We start from the raw sequence: 17,224 nt of genomic DNA, 5'->3' as shown, positions 1-17,224 counted from the left end.
TCTCACTCCCCTTTGCATCCTTTGCGCCTCTGTGGTTAGATAAATAAATTACTGGCACCTCATACTCATACACACTCAACCAATCTTCACGAGTCGTAATATCCCTAACTTTCAACTCGAAACAGAGATTTTGGATTTGTTCTTAATACAGCATTTCATTAATTCGTAGCGAATTAATGAAAGGCAATACTTTGCAATGCCAATGCATCCCGATACAACGTTAATGCGTCCCTCTGCAATGCCATTGCATCCCGATACAATGTTAATGCATTCCCCTGCAATGCCAATGCATCCCGATACAATGCCAATGCGTACCCCTGCAATGCCATTGCATCCCGATACAATGTTAATGCATTCCCCTGCAATGCCAATGTATCCCCATGCATTAAAAACGCTATGCTTTTACGCAAAACTGTACTTAGCTTTTCTTGCAAGCCTTTACATAAATAACAGCCGGGTTTACTGTATAAAATGAATTGCATTTCAGTTGTTGCAAGAAGTTATAAGTTTAAGATAATGTAGACGCTTTGGCTTGTCGCAGGCTACCGCAAAGGGTACAAAGGAAGAGAGATGAGAAGAGAAGAGTTTGATGTGGGTGAGTATGTCGATCTGATGGGGTTGTTGTTAGATTTAGAGATCAGAGATGAGTATCGTGATGGTGTGGTGGCAAATTTTGAGAGAATTATGGCGATCGCTAATCTTGTAAATTCTTTCCCCCTACCAGAGGATATTGAAGTTGCACCAGTTTTTGAACCATGAATGACGCTGTATCAATAGCTGCTGCTGTGCGTGAAGCTAAAGTTAGCGCAGTGGAAGTTACCAAGGCTGCGTTAGCACAAATAGCAGCGCGGGATAATCAACTCAACTGTTTTACGGCTGTGACTGCCAAGACAGCTTTAAGTGATGCAGCACACATTGACAGGAAAATTGCCCAAGGTAATAATCCTGGAACACTTGCTGGTGTGCCTTTTGCCGTGAAAAATCTCTTCGATATCGCTGGTTTAACAACTTTGGCGGGGTCGAAAATCAATGCAGAAAACCCAGCAGCTACCCAAGATGCAACCGCAGTAGCAAAGCTGAAGCAAGCGGGTGCTGTGCTAGTTGGCGCTTTGAATATGGATGAGTACGCTTATGGGTTTGTAACAGAAAACTCCCATTACGGTGCTACTCACAACCCCCATGATTTACAGCGAGTTGCTGGTGGTTCATCGGGTGGTTCGGCGGCGGCGGTTGCGGCTGGATTAGTACCGTTGACACTGGGTTCCGATACTAATGGTTCAATTCGCGTTCCGGCGGCGTTGTGTGGCGTTTTTGGTTTCAAGCCAACTTATGGAAGATTATCTCGTGCTGGGGTAGCTTTATTTTCTAGCAGTTTTGACCACATTGGCCCTTTTGCGCGTTCGGTGCAGGATATCGCGATGGTGTTTGATGTGCTTCAGGGAGAAGACGATCGCGATCCCATTTGTACAAAGCGTCCGCCTGAATTATGTTTACCACAACTTAAACAAGATATTTCTGATATCAGAATTGCCATTGCAGCTGATTATTTTACCAATGCAGAACCGGCAGCTTTAGCAGCAGTGCAAAAAGTAGCTGATGCAATAGAAGTTACTGAATACGTAATCATACCAGAAGCACATCGCGCCCGTGCAGCAGCCTTTGTAATTACAGCTAGCGAAGGCGCAAATCTGCATTTGGATAAATTGCGATCGCATCCTGAAGATTTTGATCTAGCGACACGCGATCGCTTTTTGGCTGGGGCGTTAATTCCAAGTAACTGGTATCTCCAAGCACAACGGTTTAGAAAATGGTATCGCGATCGCATTCGGGAAGTGTTTCAAAATGTCGATGTAATTCTTGCCCCAACTACACCAATTTCTGCACCATTAATTGGTGAACAAACCATGATTTTAGATGGCGAAGAAATTCTTGTCCGTCCTCATTTAGGGTTGTTTACTCAACCATTATCTTTTATTGGCTTACCCGTTTTATCTGTACCAATTCAGCACCCAAATGCATTACCTTTAGGTGTGCAATTAATCGCCGCACCATATAATGAAGCCTTAATTTTACGGGTTGCAGCTGCGTTAGAGGCAAAAGGTGTAGTTTCAGCACCAGTAATTTTCAACGCCTTTAACTAAGAGGTTGTTTGAAAAATTTAATTTTTTAGTAAAAACTATACAACTACGCTATTCAAACGTTCGCTTAAAGATGATTTAAAATAGTAGGCTGTGCTTTGAAACATAAACTGACCAAAAAGGAATGATCAGTTAGCCTGTCAGCCCCTTCTCTGCGAGACGCTACGCGAACGGGGAAGTCAAAAGTCACGCATTCAAAAGTCAAACATTTTGAACTCCATAAATAAATTTAGTTGCTCTGAGTCAACTGACGTAGTATTTCTTGCACTACGTATCTCGAAATACATTTTTTTATTTTCCATAAATAAATTTACTTGCTCTGTACCTTTTTATTTCTGGTCATTTTTTGTCACTTAACTATCAAAAGCTTTGCCCTGTAATGCTTATACTCAAACAATCTCAGTTTTACCCTTTGGCAGACTTAACACAATTTTAAACCCTAGAATCTGTTGAGCAAAATTAGCTTGGCATACTGCTGTCAAAAATCATGTTTGAATCAACGTTTAAATTACGTATCACTTGGATGACTTGCTGCAAAAACATTCAAAAGTTGCAGATAATCTTTGAGATTTTTACTGAAAAAGATACAGAAAAGATTTGATTTCTTCTACTCAGTTTCACCCCCTATGTGTTTCTTTGGAGCGATTAATTCGCACTCTGTGCTAGCTATATTAGGTATTAGAAATAACTGACAGCTATCTGGTTTTAATCAAGGAGATTATTTATATGGTTGAGAGTAAGCAAGCTTTAGACAAACAGGTTGAAAATGCTAATCGCACAACAACAGATCAATTTTATACTGATTCAACCGGCACAAATATAAATGCTGGGGTATCTGGAATTGAGTATACTAACCGCACGACAGCAGGTCAATCTTATGCTGGTTCAACTGACACAAATATAGATGTTGGAGTATCTAGACCTGCAAATGCTCCTACAATTACGCCTCAATCCGATGCTCGTCCAGCAAACGGAGGTAGCAATACTACATTAAATAGAGCACTAATAGGAGGACTCATTGGTGTTACGTTAGGCTCATTAGCTGGCGCTTTCGCTGGTAAAAGAATAGGTCAAGGCTTTAAGCACACCGTAAAAGGTATAGGAGACGCATCAAAGACTATTGGTGATGGTCTTGGTCAAACAGCAAAAGGTCTAGGGGACGCGGCAAAGAGTGTTGCTGAGGGTACTATTCAAGCTGTTGTAGGTGGTGCAATCGACACAGCAGAGGGTGTTGCTGACGTAGCCAAGCAAACTGTGGTAGGTACACTAGACACAGTACAAAGTACAGCAGAAGGTGTTAATCAAGCGGTACAAGTTGCTGCGGACAAAGCAAAGGATACAGCACAAAATGTCGCTGACGTAGCCAAGCAAACCGCAGTAGGTACACTAGACGCAGTACAGAGTACAGCAGAGGGTGTTAATCAAACTGTACAAGGTGCTGCGGACAAAGCAAAGGATACAGCACAGAATGCCAGACTATCTGAAGATCAGGGCAATGAATATCAAGCGGAGATAGCTGCAACTAATCCGCAAATCAAGAATGATGAAATTGGTATAGGAAATATTGACGGTACGTCCACGGTCTATATTTCAAATTCAGATCAGACAGACAGAATTTTCGGAGAGCCACTTATGTCTGTAGATGAATGAATGCCAATAGCTTCTATTAAAGAAGACTTGTTTGAAGAAAAGATTGCTCGGTTTTAGTGACTCTCAGAAACAAACGGATAAGATTGCAAACCACTTATTTTCTGAGTTTATAACTGAGAGAAGTCTAATAGGGTAGTTCTTAAAGATTAAGGATAAGCAATAGTTCCTATTTTCAAAGCACATATACTTATTCCTTCTACTTTAAGGACTACCAGCAAACATAAAAAGTTCATAAGTTATTAGTTACTAGACAACTTAGACTCTGTGAAACTAAGGAAAAAATGTCTAGATATCGCTTTTCAGTCTTAGCGTAAAATAGAAGGTTATTATGAATCAGCAGTTTTCAGAGCAGCATGAAGAAAATATTGATCTGCTTACAGATCAAGCCAATAGTTATACAGCAGATAGAAGCACAAATAATGACTTAGCTAAAGTAGCAATTGGAGCGCTTATTGGTGCTACATTGGGCGCAATAGCTGCGGCTTTAACTATTAAGGGTACAACCGAAAAAGTTGACCAAACTGTAAAAAGTGTAGGAAATGCGGTAAAAGGTGCAACTGGGAGTTTTAAGCAAACTGTAACAAATGTAGGAAACGCAATCAAGACTGTAGCTGACAGTGTTAACGAAACTGTAAAAGATGTAGGAGATGCTGTTAAAGATACAGCTTTGGACGTTAACAGCATTGCAATAGATACAGTAGATGCTGTTAAAGGTACAGTTGTAGGCGTTAACGATACTGTAAAAAATACAGTGGATATTGTTAAGGGTGCAGCTGAAGGTGTTAAAGACACTGTAAAAGGTACAGTGGACGTAGCCAAGAGTGCAGAGGATGACACTCCATCTGCTAGTCAGAACGCTAATATACCTAATAACCAGACAACCTATATTTTAGTTCCACTAGACAAAAAGCAGTAACAGGCAAATAAGGTTTAAGTAAAATAGAATTCAGAATACAATCAGTGGGGGATTTAGATCCACCACCTAGAAGCACTACCTTTCTTGAAATTTGGTGGAAGACTTAGGGACTTCCAGAAAGTAAACTATTCCCTAAAAAACAATGATTATCATTATTGATAAATCCTGTCTTTTGTTTTTCTTGGAATGATTTATTCTTTGGAAGTCCCTAACAGATAAATTTCCTTAACCCAAGTGTATTGATCCTGAGGGCAGTATTTTTCTTGCCTTCTTCACGACCACTTATCCTGTTTAGACCCCATAAAGACTTAGTATCAGACATCCTCTAACTTAATTGATTGCGAAACTTGCTAAGACTAATAGTTAATAACACAACAGCAATACTAAGCAATGCCAGAATATGCATCCATAACACATCTAAACCAACCCCTTTAAGTAAAATCCCTCGAACAATGGCAATGTAATGACGTAAGGGATTCAGTAGAGATAGGACTTGAAAAAAGGGGGGCATGGCTTCGATAGGGGCAAGCACCCCAGAAGTCTGCAATATCGGCATATTGATAAAAAATGACATCAATACCACCTGTTGTTGCGAGCTGGAAAACATCGCCAACAAAATACCTATACTGATCCCAACCAGCAGATAGATAATTGACAGCCCAAAAAATAGTAGAAAATTTCCACGCAACGGTAAACCAAAGACCAGTTGTCCTAAAGTCAAAGCTAGCAGAATATCTCCCATGAGCAAAAACGCTAAAGGCAAAATTTTGGAAAGCAAAATTTCCCAGTTTGCGGCTGGTGTCATAAGTAATTGCTCCAAAGTTCCGCTATCTTTCTCTCGGACAACAGCGATTGATGAAACTAATGTTCCAACAAGCGTTAACACTAAACCCATGACTCCCGGCACAAAATACCAGCTACTTATTAGTCCGGGATTATATAAAAACACTACTTGGAGTGATACCGGAAAATTTAGCTGGGTTTGCCCAAAGTTACGATTATAATTTTGAATAATCTGAGTTATATAGCCACTAGCAATGCCTGCTGCGTTTGCATCCACTCCATCAATAAATACTTGAATCTTAGCTTCTTTTGTTGCCAGCTTTCTAGGGAATTCTGATGGAATAATCACCCCTAGATTGAGTTTGCCTTCTTCTACTTGACGGCTCAAATCTTTCTCAGTTGTTGGTGCAGATTCTATACTAAAAATGCTATTAGAGGTCATTGCCTGAACCAGTTCCCGACTAGCACCTACATTGGCATAATCAATAACACCCAATTTCAAATTATGTACATCAGGATTAAGTGCAAATCCATAAAGTAATAATTGCATCGTTGGTGGTATAATCATCAGAATAATTAACTGCTTATCTCGCAAGATTTGATTGATTTCTTTGCGAAGTAATGCCCAAAACGAGCTATTAAATAGTCGTGAAAAAAACATATTGGTTAGTAGCTGCAACATCTGAGAATAATACAGTTTAATAAGGCAATTGCATCTTACCCAAAGCACGACGCGTTATATTAAAAAACACCAATCCAAAAACAATCAGTACGACTAGATCAAACCAAACTCCTGCCCATCCGCTACCCCTGACAAATGCATCACGAGTGATATCTATAAAATAGCGGGCGGGAACTATGTTAGGCATAAGTGATAGGGGAAAGGGAATGTTGTTAATAGGATAAATAAAACCAGACAGTAATAGAGAGGTAACAAAACCAATCACAGAGACACTTTGTACAGCAGCATTTTGGTTACTGCTTCGTACCCCAAATAGTAAACCAAACAAAACACTGTCTATGAGAAAAAGGAGGGTTCCGATTAACAAGGTGATAGAATCGCCTACTAAGCTAACCTGGAAAATTAGCGAACCTAGACCCATAACTACGAATGCTTGAAGGATAGCTATCAGTAGGTAAGCCAGTCCTTTACCAAGTAACAGTTCAGTTGCACTGATACTAGAAGCGTAAAGTTGTAAGATGGTGCCTTTCTCCTTTTCTCTCACCATTGAGATCGCTGTCAGTAAAGACGGAAAAATCCACAAAACCACGGCATAGACTCCCGGTACGATATACAGGGACTCTAATCGACCGGGGTTAAACCATAAACGAATTTCAGGTGTGACGCTGTTATTAAATGTTATCAATCCTTGCTCTTGCATAAAAAAATTCGTCACTCTTTGAATGCTGTTTTTGATCACACGAGCATTATTCACATCCGTACCATCAATCAGCACTTGCACCGTAGCACTTCTACCAGCTTGCACATCTCGGCTGAATTGAGGAGGGATAATGACTGCTGCCTTAGCAATGCCACGGTCGATGGCATCCCGCACCGGGTCGTTTCCCGACCATTGGGTGGGCATAAACTGATTGGTGGCGTATAGTCGCTCAATATAGCTATTGCTAATGTTTGTGCGGTTAAAATCTTGCACGATTAAGGGAATATTTTTACTTTCTAACCGGATTGCAAACCCAAAAATGAGTAACGTCATAAATGGCAGTATAAATGCCAACCCTAATGTCAGGCGATCGCGCTGAAACTGTATTAGTTCTTTGGTAAACTGAGCAAAAATCCGTTTCATAAAAATAAAAAAATACTAGTTTTGCGATCGTTGTACTATACCGATAAAAGCGTCTTCTAGGGAAAAAGAAATGGGGCGCACACGGGAAATGGTGATTTGAGCAGATTCTATAAGTTTTAGTAGTTGAGGAAGTTCTCGATCGGGGTCGTCAAGGACAATGTGTAAACTATCGGCAAAGATGGAGACACGCCAAGGATCGAGGTGTTGTTTGAGTAGATCGGCAGCAGCTTGGTTTTGGTTGACAATAACCTCTATAAGTTGTCCTGGTTGACTGGCTTTAATCGAACTGGAAGAACCAGAGATGACGGTTTCTCCCGCAACCATAAAACTCATACGATTACACTGTTCAGCTTCTTCAAGGTAGTGCGTGGTTACTAAAATAGCTGTCCCGTTACGGGCAAAGTCATTAATCAACTTCCAAAACTGACGGCGTGCAAGCGGATCGACCCCTGATGTTGGCTCATCAAGGAATAAAATATCTGGTTCGTGCATTACCGAAGCACCAAAAGCAACTCGCTGCTTCCAACCACCCGGTAGCTGTCCGGTAAGCATCTTTTCCTGTCCTTTTAACCCACAAATGGCAATCACCCAATCAATTTTCTCCTGGCGTAGCTTGCGGGGTACACCATAAACACCGCAATAAAACTCCAGATTTTCTAAAATTGTTAGGTCATCGTAAAGGGTGAATTTCTGGCTCATGTAACCAATACGCCGCCGCAATTCAGTACTACGCAGGTTGCTTGTTTCGCCCCCAAGAGAAATGACACCACCACTGGCTTTAAGCAATCCACACAACATTTTAATTGTGGTGGTTTTCCCAGATCCATTCGCACCTAAGAGTCCGAAGATTTCACCGTGGCGTACCTCAAGATTGACACTTTTGACTGCTTGAAAATTGCCAAAAAAGCGGTTGAGGTTATGAGCGTATATGGCAATCGATGAGGAACTAGGATTAATTTCTCTATCTTTTGCTGCTACAGTTAACTTGTAGTTCTCCACTTTCCATTGCTGGTTGGTTGCTTTAGCTCTCGGAAATGGAAAAAATTGCGCTGCTAACCCCTGTTGCCGTAAATGGGTAACGAAGACGTTTTCTAATGTGGGGCTATTAGACTCAATACTAAATGATAATTGTTGCTGTTGCAGCAACTCCTGCACCTGTCTACGACCTAAAGTTATATCCTTGACAAGAACATCAAGGCGATCGCCAAATGTTTGCACATCTACAATGTTTGCTTGTGCTGTCTGTAATAATACTTGCTCGCTTAATTGCAGATTTGAGGTATGAACTTCTAGGCGATGTAAGGCTAAACTGGAGCGTAAAGCAGCAGGAGTACCAATTTTTTGAATTTGACCTTCATACATCAAAGCTACGCGATCGCAGCGTTCTGCTTCATCCAAGTAAGGTGTAGCAACGACAATGGTCATACCTCCTGCTGATAATTGCGCTAGCACATCCCAAAACTCTCGCCGTGAAACCGGGTCAACACCTGTGGTAGGTTCATCCAGTAACAAGACTTGGGGCTGTGAAATTAAAACACAGCAAAGTGCTAATTTTTGTTTCATACCGCCTGAGAGTTGTCCAGCCTGCCTCTTTGCAAACTGCTCTAAGTTCATCAAGCGTAGCAAGTGATTGCGACGTGTCCAAAATAAATCATCTGGCACTTGTCGCAAGCCAGCTGCATAACGTAAATTTTCATTAATGTTGAGATCCAAATACAGAGAAAACTGCTGCGTCAAATACCCCGTTATTGAGCGAGCATCCCGTGCAAGCTGACCAAATATCTGCACTTCTCCGGCGGTGGGTTCCATCACGCCACCGAGAATATGAAAGGTTGTAGTTTTCCCTGCACCATCAGGGCCAATCAGCCCAAACATCTCACCCTGCTGTACTGTCAAATCAATCCCCCGGACTGCGGCTAAACGACCATAGTGCTTGTGCAAGCCTCGAATGTAAATACTTTGGGTTGCAAGACTTGGGGTTTGGGGTAAAATTTGAGCGCCACTTGTGACTTTGCGATCCATTATTTACCCTTCAATAGAATCTCTGCATCAGCTGGCATCCCAATCTTGGCACAGGGTAAATCTGCACCAGTGTAGGGTTGTTTGGGGTTAAAGCAGCTCGCAGGGTTTTCAACACTTATGCGAATACCGACAACTTGTCTGACCCGATCCTTCTGAAAATAGATATTCTCAGGTGTAAACGAGGCTTGGGCATCGATGGCAATTACTTTACCTCGGAGGGGTTTATTAGGCGCAGAATCTAATAAGATTTTTGCTACCTGTCCTTGGCGCACTTTGCCAATATCTCCTTCAGGAATAAAACCCCTCAAATAAATCGTATAGGGATCAATCACTGACAGAATGTTCGTTTGACTATCCACCACCGCACCTGGTTCGACACTGCGGGCAGTTACAACACCGTTTAGAGGACTGAGAACATTTAGGTCTTTATTGGAATCTTGAATTTGGGTAATGAGTTGTTGTTTTGATGCCAACGCAACTTTCACCTTTGCCTGAGCAGATTTAACTTGCGCCCAAGCAGATTTCATTTGAGCGGATGTTTGAGCGTGCTTTCTTCTTAGGGCTTCTAACTGGGCGTTCCTAATACCGGGGTTGAAACCGGTTGATTGGGCTTGGGTGAGCGCCGCTTGGGTAGCACTTAATTGCTCAGAAGCCGCATTTACTGCTGCCTGTCGTGCCTGTAAAGTTGCGATCGCAGTGTCGAAGGTAGTTTGTGTTTGGTCAGATTGCTGTTGGGTAACTGCTCCATCATTGAGCAATTTAATATAGCGATCGCGATTTATTTTAGCTAGCTTAACTTCTGCTGCGGCTTGTTTGAGTACTGCCTGCGCTTGTACCACTTGCGCTTTAGCTGCCGCAGTGTTCGCTTGTGCTTGATTAACCTGACCTACCGTATCACCTCGCGATTGCTGTAAGTTAAGTTGGGCTTCAAGGATTTGGCTGTTGACTTCTTCTATCTCACCCTGTACCCGTTCTACATCTGAACGAGCCTGTTGTTCGTCAGATAGAGCAGACGCAACCTGTGCGTTTGCAGATTGCAGTTGTCCTTGTAGGAGTTGGTCGTTGCTGTTATCTAACCCAATTAACTTCTGACCCTTTTTAACCGCAGCCCCTTCGCGTACTGCAATCGACTCAATTCGTCCCGAATGCTTGACGCCAATTTTAGTCTCATAACCTTCAATGCGTCCACTTACCTTGAGTATGTCTGTTCTCGGTTGCGGCTGTAAGCTCCAAAATAGATAACCAATACCTGCGATCGTCACCATTGCCAACATCAAAGGAACCGCTTTGGTGCGGTGCTGCTTTGTTGGTTCTACTGGAGCAGGAAGACTTTCTGTGTATTTAGAGACAGTCTGAGCCATGCTATTACCCTTGATTACTAATTTATGGATTGGATTCCCATCTTGCAGTAAGCCTTAAACGAAAGTTTGTACTCTATAGAGGCGCGAAATTAGCCCTAACTAAGACAATACAATCTGTGTTGCCAACAGAGCTAAGATAAATGCAAAATCAACTGCCGAACCAACTAAAGAGCCAAAAATCTTTGTAGGTAAAGCATTGCCAAACAACATTACCACTGTTCCTACAAACATCCAAGGCCATTGGATTTCACGCCAAATGTAGAATCCTGCCACACCAACTAGCAAAGCGATTAAAATTGTCAAAATTGGCGCTTGACCATTTTTCGGTTTATATCGCAAACTGCCAGCAAAAGTTATTGGTGCTAGTTCCAAGTGCTTAAAATTAGTTAGTAATGCCAATCCAATCAAACCAAATGTAATCGTCCAGCAACCGGAGAGCAAAATCGGTTTACTTGCCCAGAACACACCAGCAGCACTAGCTAGTTGAACAGCCACTACCACTAACAATGGAATCAATAAATCATGTAATAAGAAACGCAGACGATTAAGTAATTTTAGGAAACTACCTTCATTAATCAAACGACCCAGAGAAATAATAAGATTGTCATAAGTCATTCCAGCTACCACTAACAGCAGCAACAATATGTTGGCATTGTGTGAGTGCTGCCATAAACTTATGCTCCATATAGCTAAGACCAAATTAGCTACCGTGTAGAGTGGATATAAGATAGCCCCCATAATTTAATTCCTAGTATTTTTAGAGAACGAAAACTTAGAGGATGTTTGAAAAGTGTCACATAACGCATCAACTTTGACATTACCCCTCAACCCTCTTTCCAAGGGAGGCTTTAAGAAGCTATTTGCCCACCCTTTCCAAGGGTGGGGTTGGGGGGTATTAGATACTTTTGGTAACAAAAATAGCTTTTCAAACATCCTCTTAGATTACAAAGTTAACTTCTATATATTCTTATTAGGTTCAGCTAATCAACTGAAGCTTTTAAGAAATTAGATATTAGCTAATGATTGCTTGATTAAAAAAGCAATGTTTTATACTTTATCATCACTCTATTTAAAATATTGTAAAGAAATAATTAGTTTTAATTTTCAATTTTAAATATTTAAATAACTCTGCAAGAAATTTAATTAAATAATTAACCTAGCATGAAAAAATAGATTAAATATACCATTAATTTAACCTTAAATTCTGAGTTTTTCAGTCTGAAAACGTAATTTTTCTGGTTAGGGTGAAATAATACAAGATATGAGTCAGGCTAAGGCAAACACATCTAAATAAAATTTCAAAGCCTTGACTGAAATGAATATGCATTTGCATCGCCCCTTTAGCGACATTACAAGCACGACGTGAAAAAATGGAGCTCTAGTCAAACTTTAACTCTAGCCCTAAATATGCAGCTTTAGAAAATGCCTAAAGCATTAATTTATCTAAGTGGGTAAAGTAGAACCCGCAGTGAATGTTCTAAACTGTAAGGTGAAATTGTCTACTGTACCAGTAAAAAGACTTCCACTGTCTGAAATGGTCTTCGATGATCCACCATTAGTAAAACCTATATAACTATTCCTGTGGTTACTCCAGTAACTTGAACACCTTTACCCCCATGAACAGCGTCCAAATCTATAACTGATACTTCTTCAAGCAAGCTAGACTGTAATTCAGCGATTTTGATATTAGCCATAATTTCCTGTTTGAGTTTTCTTGGTAGTACGTTGAGGTATCTTATTTACTATGCTTGTAAAATTTTTCCTGATGATTTTTAAGAAGGGAAAGACAGTGATACAGCGTTAGTAGCAAAAGTAGCAACGATAAATGGCGATCCAGCCCCTCCTTGTAAGCTACCAGTGGATGCAGTAGCATTTTCAATTCTTCCCGGTCCAATATTTACACCTGTGGAAAGAGCAGTTCCACCTAAACTAATTTGGAAACCACTACCTCCTCCATTAACTAACCGTAAATCGGCATCAGAAAGTTTCTCTAATTGGCTTTCTGGCAATTCAGATATTTTTATCGTAGCCATAGATTCTATCTATTCAAAAGAGATTAATTGAAATTTGTGCTGCGTATGTTTGAATTTGCAAACATAACTATAACGGTCAGAGTACTTCCGTTAAATTCTATTACAAAACTTGAAAAAGCTTTAGGTAATGTCTAAAGCATTAAGTTATCTAAGTGAATTGGATGAAGTAAAACCCTGGAATTGTGTTCCAAACTCTACGTCGGCACTTCCTAGTTGACCACTAACGATAGCGAAACTGTTTACAATGCCAAGCGTTGATCCATTATTAATAGCAACACCTAAGCCACCTCCTGAGCTTCCTCCAACAGCTTGAATACCAGGCTTAGATTTAACTCCACCATGAACAGCGTCCAAATCTATAACTGATACTTCTTCAAGCAAGCTAGACTGTAATTCAGCGATTTTGATATTAGCCATAATTTCCTGTTTGAGTTTTCTTGGTAGTACGTTGAGGTATCTTATTTACTATGCTTGTAAAATTTTCCCTGATGATTTTTAAGAAGGGAAAGACAGTGATACAGCGTTAGTAGCAAAAGTAGCAACGATAAATGGCGATCCAACCCCTCCTTGTAAGCTACCAGTGGATGCAGTAGCATTTTCAATTCTTCCCGGTCCAATATTTACACCTGTGGAAAGAGCAGTTCCACCTAAACTAATTTGGAAACCACTACCTCCTCCATTAACTAACCGTAAATCGGCATCAGAAAGTTTCTCTAATTGGCTTTCTGGCAATTCAGATATTTTTATCGTAGCCATAGATTCTATCTATTCAAAAGAGATTAATTGAAATTTGAGCGTCATTAGTTCAACATAATAACTATAAACAATTCAGATAATTTTGCAACATTTTTTTTCATTAAGTTTTGTAAATATAGTTTTGATATATTTGCTAAAAAACAACAATTTAGGTGGAGCATAACGCCACCTAAATTGTTGCCTTAGTTCTTAATTTTCCGAATAATTAATATGCGAATTAGAACTGGGTTGATAATTCATTTTTAGAGCAATTATCTGGAACACCAGCACTTTTCACACCATTCTTTATCTAAAAGTGCTTAAAGCAAAAGCACTTGAAGCCAAAGTTGGTAAGCAAGGAAACTGCGATTTTATTTTACTATAAAGTTAGCTCAAATTTATCCATTTTTTAGCGAACTGAATACTATCCCTAAAAGCTTTGTGCAACAGTAGTCTTACTTTTTTAACTTCATCGGTAATCTGTGAAGTTGAAAAAGTATTTGCCCAAAAGCCAGGGTTTTTACTGGATAAAGAAATCCAAATTTTTAATTTTGGAGAAAGTCGAGTTGAGAGTATGTTTGAATTTGCAAACATACTCTAACACTCAGAGTACTTCCGTTAAATTCTATTGCGAAACTTGAAAAAAGGTATTTGAGGCTAACAAAGCTAACGTCGTGTTCGTGTTATTTTTTCTTGATTGGTCTTACTGTTGCTTGAATTAAAGTTCCACCCGCTACTTTTTTATTACCGAAAGCGTCTGCTGTTATTGAAGCAGAACTAATACTACTAGCGTCTATCTGAGCTCCTGTGTCGTCGTAAACAGCCACTGTTCCACTTGTCAATAGTAAAATCGTAGTACCAGCGCCTCCAACTAAGTTTTTGGCTTTCTCATCATTTAGAGATTCTAAGTAACTCTGCTGGCAGTTCAAATCACGAATTTTAAGCATACTTTTCCCTGGTTAACTTCCTGTTTAGGATTATTGTCTGAGTCCAATTTACTGATTGCTTTTTAGCGCCACAAAAAAGAATAGCACTATTAGAAATTAATAAATAGTAGTTTTACATAATTTTTCTTGCTTGCGATTGTTGAAAGCCTCATATATACAGCTATTTACCTCATTATGTATTTAAAAGCTGTTTGAAAACTGTTTCGCTGTGACTGACTTTAGGTACTTTTAGATCCTCCCTAACCCAAGCTACAGGGCTATTTCATTCTATAAGGTCAAGAAGTTTGTCAATCTGATTCTAGAGAAATCGCTGAGAAGTTGCAATGGAAGCATTACTATTTCTGCGGAAAATTTGGAGTGATTTTTTACCGGATATCGAGAATAGTAGTGGTTCGCGAATGATATTCGCGAACATGAACAGATGAAATGATTTTTAGATTTCAGGTATTAACAAGCGAGTTTGTTATCACACATAAAAATATTACCTATATTCTCCGTTGATATACTTATCGTTGCCAGATAGAAGAGTATTATAAAGTTCTGAAATGGGCTGCAAAGCAAAAAGCGATCGCTTGGTGGGTGAGAGATATCTTTGATAATAGGTTTTTTGACTCTGATTGCTACGCAAGTATTAAGAAGGACTTATTTGTATCGGCAAAAGTATTAAGAATAACTTATTGATTGCTACGCAACTATTAAGAATGACTTATTTGTATCGACAAAACTATTAAGAATGACTTATTGGTACTGAACTAAACTACAAATTCTTGCATCATCGATGTTAACTAAGTTACAGAGATATCTGGTGTTTGCTAGTACACCTCCAAAGCAAAAATAATGTTGAATTCACTATTGATTGGACAATACGCGCAATAGTGGGGCTAGGAGGATACTTAGAATATATAAAAAATAGTGTAATTGGGATACAAGTTTGGTGAAGAGGTTAGTTAGAGTTGGAAACCTTGTGGCAAACTTGCTTGTTGTATTTTTTATTACATTTTGTTGTACTGTTTACTACATTTTGAAATTAATGGTTTAATTTTAATTGTTTAAAAGCTTTGTAGAGCCAAGAATGGTTCGTATAAGTTATTCACGAACCGTATAATTTTTGTTTTATGCCTAATAACTCAAAACCCTTGCCCCAAGAAGATTTATATGCACGCATAAATTGCGTAGTTCAAGCTAAAGAGCATCTTGAGAAAGAAATCCAAGCAATAAGTGCAAGTGCTTCGGGAGAAGTAGCTGCATCTTCCTGTTCGATTGTTCGCTATCTCGCTAAAGGCAGGAATTCAGCATATTGGTATTATAAACTACAGGCTAGTGTGGCAATATTTCCCACAAAGACTGATGGTAAGAGTTCTCGTTACAAACATTTAGGTAAAGCTGGTAGTCAAGCATACCTAGATGCTGTAGAACAAATTTTTCTAAAAGCCAAAATCGAAGCATTAGATCGTTCAATTAAAATTTTAAACCAGGGTTTGAAAGATTTAATCGAAGAAACTTCTAAATACAACAAAGATTATTAGTGGGTTCGCGAATAATGTGCCCGCGAACTATTCCCGCTTCTCTACATCCTGTGAAAAGTCAGAAGTAATAACGAATCGCGTACTCCTACGGAGAAGCAAGCTACGCGCAGCGTCTCAAAGAGAAAAAATAAATACTTAACTAAACTGTATTTTACTATACTTAATAAAAAGCATCTGGATAAACAACCTTGCCTTGATACTGCTTTTGATAACTTTGTAATGCTTTCACCATGAAAAATTCCTCTGGTACCGGAAAGGGAGACTCGATTTCATAAACAACAGAAGGCTGAAAACCAAAGCGAGTATAAAATTGGGGATGACCTAGTACCGCAAGGCGGAAGTCAAAAGTCAAAAGTCAAAAGTCAAAAGAATTGTATTCCAAGCTCTTGCGCCATTTGAAATGGTATGTTTATTTACGCCAAGCTGTACTAGTACAATTATTATGACTTCTTTCTTTGCCTCTGCTATTTCTAACCCTGCTTTTATTAGTGCGCTACCAATTCCTTGTCTTTGAAACTGTGGATGAACTGCCAAAGGAGCTAAACTAAGTACCTGTAGGGTTTCTTCACCCATCAGGTCAATGTAGCTGAATAAAATATGACCGACTACAACATTTTCAACCTCTGCAACTAGAGAAAGTTCGGAAATATAACGGTCAGAATAGCGAATTTTCTCCACAAGTTGAGCTTCGTTTTCTTGCCCAAAGGCTAATGTATTCACCTCAGCTATTGCTGTGTAGTCTAGCAGAGTTTCACAACGGATATCGATCATTTTAAAACTAATTCCATAAAAACCCAGTTTGCTCGATGTTCCAGAGAAATCTCTGTTTTTTCCAAATACGGCTCGATATTATGAAAGCCAAATATATGATAAAGTGCCTGTGCTTCCTTTGCAAAAGGGGCGCTGTCTAAACGTATTTTGGAGTAACCAATGTAGGCAGCTTCATTGATGATAACTTCTAATAAAGACCGACCGGTTCCTTTTCTGCAAAATTCTGGTCTTACATACATTCTTTTAATTTCGCCCATATCTTCACCAATCTTTCGCAAGCAAGCGCAGCCAGCTATTTTTTCCTCATATTGTCCCAAAAGCAAGCGCCCTGAAGGGGGTAGAAATTCGTGGAGTTGAGTCATATATTGTTCAAAGAATGTATTAATATTTAAATTGATGCCGAATTTATGGCTGAATATTAACTTAGTCTCATTAAAATATTCCCAAAACACTTCCTGGATATGAGAGTTATGTTTATCAGTCTCTACCTGGATAATTTTAAGCAAAGTTTATACCTCCGCTAAATAATTGCATAAA

Annotated in this window: 17 protein-coding genes and 2 pseudogenes; 5 read left to right on the top strand and 14 right to left on the bottom strand. The window is 39.6% G+C overall.

Annotated elements, in window-relative coordinates; genetic code table 11:
- Nucleotides 1-10 precede the first annotated feature (10 nt).
- Nucleotides 11-142: pseudogene (locus tag NLP_RS11750) on the bottom strand (glutaredoxin family protein); the annotation flags it as partial.
- Between the two features lie 31 nt (nucleotides 143-173).
- Nucleotides 174-482: a glutaredoxin family protein gene (locus tag NLP_RS11745; RefSeq protein WP_104906563.1), complete on the bottom strand. Its 309-nt coding sequence runs from the start codon at nucleotides 480-482 to the stop codon at nucleotides 174-176.
- An 88-nt stretch (nucleotides 483-570) separates the two neighbouring features.
- On the opposite strand from NLP_RS11745, the gene NLP_RS11740 reads away from it, so the two are divergent.
- From NLP_RS11740 to NLP_RS11725, 4 genes are all read left to right on the top strand, one after another.
- Complete coding sequence (locus tag NLP_RS11740) at nucleotides 571-759, top strand: DUF4089 domain-containing protein (protein WP_104906562.1); 189 nt, start codon at nucleotides 571-573, stop codon at nucleotides 757-759.
- On the top strand, nucleotides 756-2,141 hold the full coding sequence (locus NLP_RS11735; protein WP_104906561.1) for an AtzE family amidohydrolase: 1,386 nt from the start codon (nucleotides 756-758) through the stop codon (nucleotides 2,139-2,141). The genes NLP_RS11740 and NLP_RS11735 overlap by 4 nt, the downstream gene beginning before the upstream one ends.
- Before the next feature lie 723 nt (nucleotides 2,142-2,864).
- The gene (locus NLP_RS11730) at nucleotides 2,865-3,788 is read left to right on the top strand and encodes a hypothetical protein (RefSeq protein ID WP_104906560.1); all 924 of its coding nucleotides are present in this window, start codon (nucleotides 2,865-2,867) and stop codon (nucleotides 3,786-3,788) included.
- A 328-nt stretch (nucleotides 3,789-4,116) separates the two neighbouring features.
- Entirely contained in the window at nucleotides 4,117-4,704 is a 588-nt protein-coding gene (locus tag NLP_RS11725; protein ID WP_104906559.1) for a hypothetical protein, read from the top strand.
- A 325-nt stretch (nucleotides 4,705-5,029) separates the two neighbouring features.
- Here NLP_RS11725 and NLP_RS11720 read toward each other — a convergent pair whose 3' ends face one another.
- The 10 genes from NLP_RS11720 to NLP_RS11675 all read right to left on the bottom strand — a co-directional run bounded on the left by NLP_RS11720 (nucleotide 5,030) and on the right by NLP_RS11675 (nucleotide 14,390).
- Nucleotides 5,030-6,148 carry an ABC transporter permease gene (locus NLP_RS11720; RefSeq protein ID WP_104906558.1) on the bottom strand — a complete coding sequence of 373 codons (1,119 nt, stop codon included), beginning with the start codon at nucleotides 6,146-6,148 and terminating at the stop codon, nucleotides 5,030-5,032.
- A gap of 37 nt (nucleotides 6,149-6,185) precedes the next feature.
- Nucleotides 6,186-7,292: an ABC transporter permease gene (locus NLP_RS11715; protein WP_104906557.1), complete on the bottom strand. Its 1,107-nt coding sequence runs from the start codon at nucleotides 7,290-7,292 to the stop codon at nucleotides 6,186-6,188.
- A 15-nt stretch (nucleotides 7,293-7,307) separates the two neighbouring features.
- Nucleotides 7,308-9,314 (bottom strand): ATP-binding cassette domain-containing protein, encoded by a 2,007-nt coding sequence (locus NLP_RS11710; protein ID WP_104906556.1) that lies wholly within the window; start codon nucleotides 9,312-9,314, stop codon nucleotides 7,308-7,310.
- Nucleotides 9,314-10,675 (bottom strand): HlyD family secretion protein, encoded by a 1,362-nt coding sequence (locus NLP_RS11705; protein ID WP_104906555.1) that lies wholly within the window; start codon nucleotides 10,673-10,675, stop codon nucleotides 9,314-9,316. The genes NLP_RS11710 and NLP_RS11705 overlap by 1 nt, the downstream gene beginning before the upstream one ends.
- A 99-nt stretch (nucleotides 10,676-10,774) precedes the next feature.
- The gene (locus NLP_RS11700) at nucleotides 10,775-11,413 is read right to left on the bottom strand and encodes a hypothetical protein (RefSeq protein ID WP_104906554.1); all 639 of its coding nucleotides are present in this window, start codon (nucleotides 11,411-11,413) and stop codon (nucleotides 10,775-10,777) included.
- Nucleotides 11,414-12,240: 827 nt separating this feature from the next.
- Nucleotides 12,241-12,369 (bottom strand): hypothetical protein, encoded by a 129-nt coding sequence (locus NLP_RS35510; protein WP_267894914.1) that lies wholly within the window; start codon nucleotides 12,367-12,369, stop codon nucleotides 12,241-12,243.
- A gap of 78 nt (nucleotides 12,370-12,447) precedes the next feature.
- Complete coding sequence (locus NLP_RS11695; protein WP_104906553.1) at nucleotides 12,448-12,708, bottom strand: hypothetical protein; 261 nt, start codon at nucleotides 12,706-12,708, stop codon at nucleotides 12,448-12,450.
- A gap of 144 nt (nucleotides 12,709-12,852) precedes the next feature.
- Nucleotides 12,853-13,125, bottom strand: coding sequence for a hypothetical protein (locus tag NLP_RS11690; RefSeq protein ID WP_104906552.1), 273 nt, complete (start codon nucleotides 13,123-13,125; stop codon nucleotides 12,853-12,855).
- Between the two features lie 78 nt (nucleotides 13,126-13,203).
- Entirely contained in the window at nucleotides 13,204-13,464 is a 261-nt protein-coding gene (locus NLP_RS11685; protein WP_104906551.1) for a hypothetical protein, read from the bottom strand.
- A 662-nt stretch (nucleotides 13,465-14,126) separates the two neighbouring features.
- Nucleotides 14,127-14,390 carry a hypothetical protein gene (locus NLP_RS11675; RefSeq protein WP_104906549.1) on the bottom strand — a complete coding sequence of 88 codons (264 nt, stop codon included), beginning with the start codon at nucleotides 14,388-14,390 and terminating at the stop codon, nucleotides 14,127-14,129.
- Nucleotides 14,391-15,505: 1,115 nt separating this feature from the next.
- On the opposite strand from NLP_RS11675, the gene NLP_RS11670 reads away from it, so the two are divergent.
- A complete protein-coding gene (locus NLP_RS11670; protein WP_104906548.1) occupies nucleotides 15,506-15,916 on the top strand; it encodes a hypothetical protein in 411 nt (136 codons plus the stop codon).
- 160 nt (nucleotides 15,917-16,076) lie between these two features.
- Here NLP_RS11670 and NLP_RS11660 read toward each other — a convergent pair.
- Both NLP_RS11660 and NLP_RS11655 read right to left on the bottom strand, forming a co-directional pair.
- A pseudogene (locus tag NLP_RS11660) lies at nucleotides 16,077-16,687 on the bottom strand (GNAT family N-acetyltransferase).
- Nucleotides 16,684-17,193: a GNAT family N-acetyltransferase gene (locus NLP_RS11655; RefSeq protein ID WP_104906546.1), complete on the bottom strand. Its 510-nt coding sequence runs from the start codon at nucleotides 17,191-17,193 to the stop codon at nucleotides 16,684-16,686. The pseudogene NLP_RS11660 and the gene NLP_RS11655 overlap by 4 nt, the downstream one beginning before the upstream one ends.
- Nucleotides 17,194-17,224: the final 31 nt, after the last annotated feature.

The organism is Nostoc sp. 'Lobaria pulmonaria (5183) cyanobiont', assembly GCF_002949795.1.
Taxonomy (GTDB): Bacteria; Cyanobacteriota; Cyanobacteriia; order Cyanobacteriales; family Nostocaceae; genus Nostoc.
This window is presented reverse-complemented; position numbering and strand designations above follow the sequence as displayed.